Annotated in this window: 5 protein-coding genes; all 5 read left to right on the top strand. The window is 56.5% G+C overall.

Annotated elements, in window-relative coordinates; genetic code table 11:
• Positions 1-3,773: DNA-directed RNA polymerase subunit beta' (rpoC, locus tag VGK48_00165; protein HEY2379565.1), on the top strand; the 3,773-nt coding region annotated here is incomplete at its 5' end.
• A gap of 207 nt (positions 3,774-3,980) precedes the next feature.
• Positions 3,981-4,355: a 30S ribosomal protein S12 gene (gene rpsL, locus VGK48_00170; GenBank protein HEY2379566.1), complete on the top strand. Its 375-nt coding sequence runs from the start codon at positions 3,981-3,983 to the stop codon at positions 4,353-4,355.
• A gap of 145 nt (positions 4,356-4,500) precedes the next feature.
• The gene (gene rpsG, locus VGK48_00175) at positions 4,501-4,971 is read left to right on the top strand and encodes a 30S ribosomal protein S7 (GenBank protein HEY2379567.1); all 471 of its coding nucleotides are present in this window, start codon (positions 4,501-4,503) and stop codon (positions 4,969-4,971) included.
• Positions 4,972-4,983: 12 nt separating this feature from the next.
• Positions 4,984-7,083, top strand: a complete 2,100-nt coding sequence (gene fusA, locus VGK48_00180) for an elongation factor G (GenBank protein HEY2379568.1) — start codon at positions 4,984-4,986, stop codon at positions 7,081-7,083.
• A 32-nt stretch (positions 7,084-7,115) separates the two neighbouring features.
• On the top strand, positions 7,116-7,289 hold a 174-nt coding region (locus VGK48_00185; GenBank protein ID HEY2379569.1), incomplete at its 3' end, for a GTP-binding protein.

The raw sequence follows: 7,289 nt of genomic DNA on the forward strand, positions 1-7,289 counted from the left end.
TCCTCTATTTCGAAGCTTACGTCACAATCGATCCCGGCGATGCTCCGCTGAAAGAGCGCGAGCTTCTCACGGAAGAGAAATTCCGCCAGCTTCAGCAGGAATTTCCCGGAAAGTTCGTCGCCATGATGGGCGCGGAGGCGATCAAGGAACTTCTGAAGCGTGTGGATATCGACGAGCTGTCGATAGAACTCCGCGTGAAGATGAAGAACGAGAACTCGCAGCAGAAAAAGGTCAAGTTCGCCAAGCGGCTCAAGGTGGTTGAAGCCTTTGTAAAGTCGGGCAACAAGCCGGAGTGGATGATCCTCGATGTGATTCCGGTCATTCCGCCGGAACTGCGGCCCCTGGTTCCGCTCGATGGCGGCCGTTTTGCGACCTCGGATTTGAACGATCTCTATCGGCGTGTGATCAACCGCAACAACCGGTTGAAGAAGCTGATCGAACTGCACGCCCCCGACGTCATTGTCCGCAATGAAAAGCGCATGCTTCAGGAAGCCGTCGACGCGCTGTTCGACAACGGCCGCCGCGGCCGCATCCTGCGCGGCGCGAACAACCGGCCGTTAAAGTCGCTTTCCGATACGCTCAAAGGCAAGCAGGGCCGCTTCCGCCAGAACCTGCTCGGCAAGCGCGTGGACTACTCGGGCCGTTCGGTGATCGTTGTCGGTCCGGAATTGAAGCTGCATCAGTGCGGTCTCCCGAAGAAGATGGCGCTCGAATTGTTCAAGCCGTTCATCTACAACCGGCTCGAACAGGGCGGTCATTGCACGACCGTGAAAGCCGCGAAAGAAATGGTGGAGCGGCAGGACTCGGTGGTCTGGGATATCCTCGAAGAAGTCATCAAGGACCATCCGGTGCTTCTGAATCGAGCTCCGACGCTTCACCGCCTCGGCATTCAGGCTTTCGAGCCTGTTCTCGTCGAAGGAAAAGCCATCAAGATCCACCCCCTGGTGTGCACCGCATTCAATGCCGACTTCGATGGCGACCAGATGGCGGTCCATATTCCGCTGTCGCCCGAAGCGCAGATCGAAGCATCGGTTCTGATGCTTTCCACTCAGAACCTGCTGTCGCCTGCCAGCGGACAGCCGGTCGCCGTGCCGACGCAGGACATGGTTCTCGGCGTTTATTACCTGACCCGCCCGAAACCGGGCGCCAAAGGCGAAGGCCGGACATTCGGTTCGATCGACGAAGTGCTGATGGCCTGGGATGCCGGTGAAGTCGAGACTCAAACAGCAATCCGGCTGCGTTTTACCGGGCCGCTCATCGACATGACCACCGCCTATGACGAACAGGCGATCGTCCATGCCGAATTGATCGAAGCCCAGAATCACATGCTGAGCACGTCCGTCGGCCGCTGCATCCTCTATAACGCGATGCCGAAGGGAATGCCGTTCATGAACGGTCTGCTCAAGAAGAAAGGCCTCGGGCAGCTGGTCAGCTACGTTTACCTGCGATACGGGCCGGAAATGACGGTCACGATGCTGGATCACGTGAAGGAACTCGGTTTTGCGTACGCATGCCGGGCCGGCATCACAATCTCGATCGACGATCTTATTGTTCCGCCCGGCAAGCGCGAGTTCGTTGAAAACGCCCAGAACGAAGTTGTGAAGGTTGACCAGCAATATCGCGATGGCGCGATCACGAATGGCGAGCGCTACAACAAAGTCATCGCGATCTGGTCGGACGTGACCGAAAAGATCTCGGACATGATGTTCAATGAAATGGAGCGCGCGGAAAAGGCAAGCCACGGGTTTAATCCCATTCTGCTGATGGCCGACTCCGGCGCCCGCGGTTCGAAACAACAGATCCGTCAGCTGGCCGGAATGCGCGGATTGATGGCGAAGCCTTCGGGCGAAATCATCGAAACGCCGATTACGGCGAACTTCCGCGAAGGGCTGACCGTGCAGCAGTACTTCATCTCAACGCACGGCGCACGTAAAGGTCTGGCGGATACGGCTCTGAAGACCGCGGATTCCGGTTATCTCACCCGCCGCCTGGTGGACGTCGCTCAGGACGTCATCATCAGCGAGGGCGATTGCGGAACAGTCGACGGCATTTACGTCGGATCGATCGTTGAATCAGGCGAAATCATCGAGCCGTTGAGAGATCGTATCGTCGGCCGCGTGTCGCTCGAAAAGATCAAGGACTACGAAGGCAAAGTGATCGTCGAGATCAACCAGGAAATCTCGGAAGATCTCGCCAGCGCGATTCAGTCTGCGGGCATCGAGCGCGTGAAGATTCGCTCCGTGCTGACCTGCGAGTCCCGGCGCGGCGCCTGCGTCCGCTGCTACGGCAGAAACCTGGCGACCGGAAAGCTCGTGGAAATCGGTGAAGCGGTCGGCGTCATTGCCGCTCAGTCGATCGGCGAGCCCGGCACGCAGCTCACCATGCGTACGTTCCACATCGGCGGTACGGCCAGCCGTGTCGCCGAGCAGACGAGTCTCGAAGCGAAGAACGCCGGAACGATCAAGTTCCATGCGCTGCAGACGGTTCGCAATCAGGAAGGGTTCCTTGTTGCGATGAACCGCAACGGTGTTCTCGCCATCATGGATGAGAAGGGCCGCGAGAAAGAGCGCTATACGATCGTGTACGGCGCGAAACTCAAGGTCAACGAAGGCGACCATGTGAAGGTCGGTGCAACGCTGGTGGAATGGGATCCCTATACCTTCGCGATTCTGACGGAAGTCAGCGGAACAATTCAGTTCAAGGATCTGCTTGAAGGCGTGACGATGCACGAGGAACTCGATGAAGTTACCGGGCTCTCTCGCTGGGTGGTCACCGATTCGCCGGATGAAAAGCGCCAGCCGACGATTCAGATTCGCGACGATAAACACAAGGTTCTCCGGAAGTACCTGATTCCTTCGCGCGCGCACTTGATGGTGGCGGACGGCGATGCGGTGCATCAGGGCGATGTTCTTGCGAAGATTCCGCGTGAAACCACAAAGACGAAAGACATCACGGGCGGTCTGCCGCGCGTGGTCGAGTTGTTCGAGGCCCGCAAGCCGCGCGAGACGGCGGTGATTACGGAAATCGACGGCATCGTCAAGTACGGGGACATCACGAAGGGCCAGCGCAAGATCATGGTCATCAATGAAAACGGTGTGGAACGCGAGTACGCGTTGCCGCGCGGCGTCCACGTCAATGTCCAGGAAGGCGAGCACGTTCGCGCCGGTGAGCCGTTGATGGACGGACCGCGTAACCCGCACGATATCCTGGCCGTCCTTGGCGAAAAGGAACTGCAGGCCTATCTGGTGAATGAAATCCAGGAGGTCTACCGGCTGCAGGGCGTCAACATCAATGACAAGCATATCGAGGTCATCGTCCGGCAGATGATGCGCTGGATCAAAGTCGAGGATGTCGGCGATACCGAGTTCCTCGTCGATGAACAGGTGGACAAGTTCCGCTTCCAGGAAGAGAACGAGCGCGTGAAGAAAAATGGCGGAAAGCCGGCATCGGGCCGGCCGCTCCTGCTTGGAATCACGAAAGCGTCGCTTTCCACGGAGTCGTTTATCTCCGCCGCCTCGTTCCAGGAGACAACCCGTGTGCTGACGGAAGCTTCCATCAGCGGGAAAATCGACTACCTGCGCGGCTTGAAGGAAAACGTCATTATGGGACGCCTCATTCCGGCAGGTACGGGACTTGAGTTCTACCGCAATGTGGAACTGATCTCCGAGGAGCCCGAGACGCCGATTGGAGAAGAGGCGCCGCCGGAGCTGGAGTTATCGGATGACCTCAGCCTGGATGAGGAACAGCCTCAACAGGAAGGACTGACAACATAGAACGGGAACGGAAATTATTGGAGGTTGTATCATTTTGACGTTTCTTCAGTTCTAAATTTGAGATACGCGGAAACGTCGGGTGATGCAATTTCCAATATTTGTTTCCTATCCCTTGTGCATTTACGGGTTCTTATATAAGATTATAAGGTTTCGCTGGGCGTGACTTTGCCGCCCGGCAGGCCGCTCATATTTAGGAGTAAAAGGTTCGTGCCGACGTTCAATCAGCTGGTTCGACAAGGTAGGCAAAAGCCTAAGTACAAGACGAGTAGTCCTGCTTTGCAGGAATGTCCGCAGAAAAGAGGCGTGTGTACTCGCGTATATACGTCGACGCCAAAGAAGCCGAATTCGGCCCTTCGCAAAGTTGCACGTGTGCGTCTGACCAATGGGATTGAAGTAACAACCTACATCCCCGGTATCGGCCACAATCTGCAGGAACACTCCATCGTCTTGATCCGGGGCGGCCGTGTGAAAGACCTGCCGGGCGTTCGCTACCACGTTATTCGTGGGACGCTGGACGCAGCGGGGGTTGCAAACCGGAAGCAGTCGCGCTCGAAATATGGCGCGAAGCGGCCAAAAGGATAATTTGTAGCCCCGGGCGTAAGTCGCGAAGCCCAAGCGCGGTAGCGCGCAGGCATAGTGAATTAATGCCCGTGGAAATACCCGAGAGCTGGGGCAAACCCGGCTGTGGGTTCCTGTTATCTAGTTTTAAATTCGCAGAGGTTTTTCTATGCCCAGGAAAGCGCATATCGTCAAGCGCGAGATCGTGCCTGATCCGATGTATCAGAGCACGCTGATTTCGAAGTTCGTCAACTGCATGATGTATGGCGGGAAGAAGAGTACCGCACAGCACATCCTGTATGGCGCTATGGATGTTATCCAGAAGAAGACGCAGGACGAGCCGCTCAAGCTGTTCAAAAAGGCGATTGAGAACATCAAGCCGGTTCTCGAGGTCAAATCCCGGCGTGTTGGCGGTTCGACCTATCAGGTGCCGGTCGAAGTGAACCCGGCCCGGCGGACGTCGCTGGCAATTCGATGGGTTCTGACCTATTCGCGCGCGCGCGGCGAAAAGTCGATGGAAGAGAAATTGGCGGGTGAGCTGATGGACGCAGCCAACAACCGCGGAAATTCGATCAAAAAGAAAGAAGATACTCACCGGATGGCGGAAGCCAATAAGGCCTTCGCGCACTACCGGTGGTAAGCAGTTAAGTTTATGCCACGTACGACGTCACTGGAGAAAACACGGAACATCGGCATCATGGCCCACATCGATGCCGGCAAGACCACCACGACGGAGCGGATTCTTTATTATACAGGTATCAACTACAAGATTGGTGAGGTGCATGAAGGCACCGCCACGATGGATTGGATGGAACAGGAGCAGGAGCGCGGGATCACGATCACGTCCGCGGCCACGACCTGCTTCTGGGATAATCATCGCATCAACATCATTGATACACCGGGTCACGTCGACTTCACCGCAGAAGTCGAACGTTCGCTTCGAGTTCTGGATGGTGCTGTTGCCGTATTTTGCGCCGTAGGCGGCGTCGAGCCGCAGTCGGAAACGGTGTGGCGTCAGGCCGATAAATACCGGGTGCCGCGGATCGCATTCGTCAACAAGATGGATCGTCCGGGCGCCGACTACGAGCGCTGCATGCAGATGATGCGCACGCGCCTCCATGCAAACCCTGTTGCTGTTCAATACCCGCTTGGTAAAGAGGACAAATTCATAGGCATCCTCGACCTGCTCGACGAGAAGGCGATTATTTATCATGACGAGTCGCTCGGCGCCGAATACTCCGTCGAAGAGATTCCTGCGGAGTATAAGGATATCGTTCACGAGTACCGCGAGAAGATCATTGAGGCGGCTTGTGAGGCGGACGAAGTGCTATTCGAGAAGTTCGTCGGCGGCCGGAAGATCAGCAATGACGAATTGAAAGCCGCAATCCGGAAGGGGACGATTGCGATCAAATTGACCCCTGTCCTTTGCGGCTCCGCCTTTAAGAACAAGGGTGTGCAGCCGCTGCTGGACGCCGTCGTCGGGTTCCTGCCGTCGCCGGTGGATATCCCTCCGGTTCAGGGCTGGACGTCGGATCGATCCGCCGTCGAAACCCGCAGGGCGGAGGACAAAGAGCCGTTTTCGGCGCTGGTCTTCAAGATCATGACCGATCCATTTGTCGGTCAGCTTTCGTTCTTCCGGGTCTATTCCGGCAAGCTCGACACGGGTTCCTACGTCTACAACTCGACGAAGCAATCCCGCGAGCGAATCGGCCGGCTGCTGAAGATGCACGCCAACAAGCGCGAAGAAATCAAAGACGTGTTCGCCGGCGACATTGCGGCGGCTGTAGGTCTTCGCAATGTGACTACGGGCGACACGATCTGTGATGAAAACAAGCAGATCCTCCTGGAAGCAATGGATTTCCCTGAGCCCGTCATCGCCGTCGCCATCGAGCCGAAGACGAAGGCCGATCAGGAAAAGATGGGCGTGGCGTTGAACAAGCTCGCTCAGGAAGATCCGACGTTCCGTATCCATACCGATCCGGATACTGCGCAGACCATTATTTCCGGTATGGGTGAATTGCACCTGGAGATCATCGTCGACCGCATGATGCGCGAATTCAATGTCGGCGCGAACGTCGGCAAGCCCCAGGTTGCTTACAAAGAAACGATCCGGGCTAAGGCTGATGCGGAAGGTAAATACATCCGCCAGACCGGTGGCCGGGGCCAATACGGTCACGTTCGGATTACCGTGGAACCGAGCGGAGTCGGCGTCGGTTTCGTTTTCGAAAATGCCATTGTCGGCGGTACGATCCCGCGCGAATACGTCAAGCCGGTTGAGCAGGGAATCAAGGAAGCTATGGGGACCGGCGTTCTCGCCGGTTACGAAGTCAAGGACGTGAAGGTCACGCTTTATGACGGTTCGTATCACGAAGTGGATTCGTCCGAAATCGCATTCAAAATTGCAGGTTCAATGGCGTTCAAGGAAGGTTGCCGGAAGGCGCGTCCCGCCCTTCTCGAGCCGGTTATGAGGGTTGAAGTGGTGCTGCCGGATGAGTTCATGGGAGCCGTCAACGGCGATCTGAACTCGCGGCGCGGGCGAATTACGGAGCAGGAGGTGCGCCCCGGTTCCCAGATCGTAAGGGCTCTTGTTCCGCTCTCATCCATGTTTGGCTACGCGACCGATCTGCGTTCGCGAACGCAGGGCCGCGCAACTTATACGATGCACTTCGCGCATTACGAAGAAGTGCCGAAGAATATCGCTGACGAAATTATTGCCAGAGCACAAGGTAGAGAAGTGAAGGAGTCGGTGTAAACCGATCTAACGCTAAGTAATGGAGACAGACCATGGGGAAAGAGAAATTCGATAGAAATAAGCCGCACGTGAACGTGGGGACGATCGGGCACATCGATCATGGGAAGACGACATTGACGGCGTGCATCACGAAGGTGCTGTCGAAGCACAATCCGAAGAACAAGTACCGGTCGTTTGATTCGATCGATAACGCGCCGGAAGAGAAG

This window comes from Terriglobia bacterium, assembly GCA_036496425.1.
Lineage (GTDB): Bacteria > Acidobacteriota > Terriglobia > 20CM-2-55-15 > 20CM-2-55-15 > 20CM-2-55-15.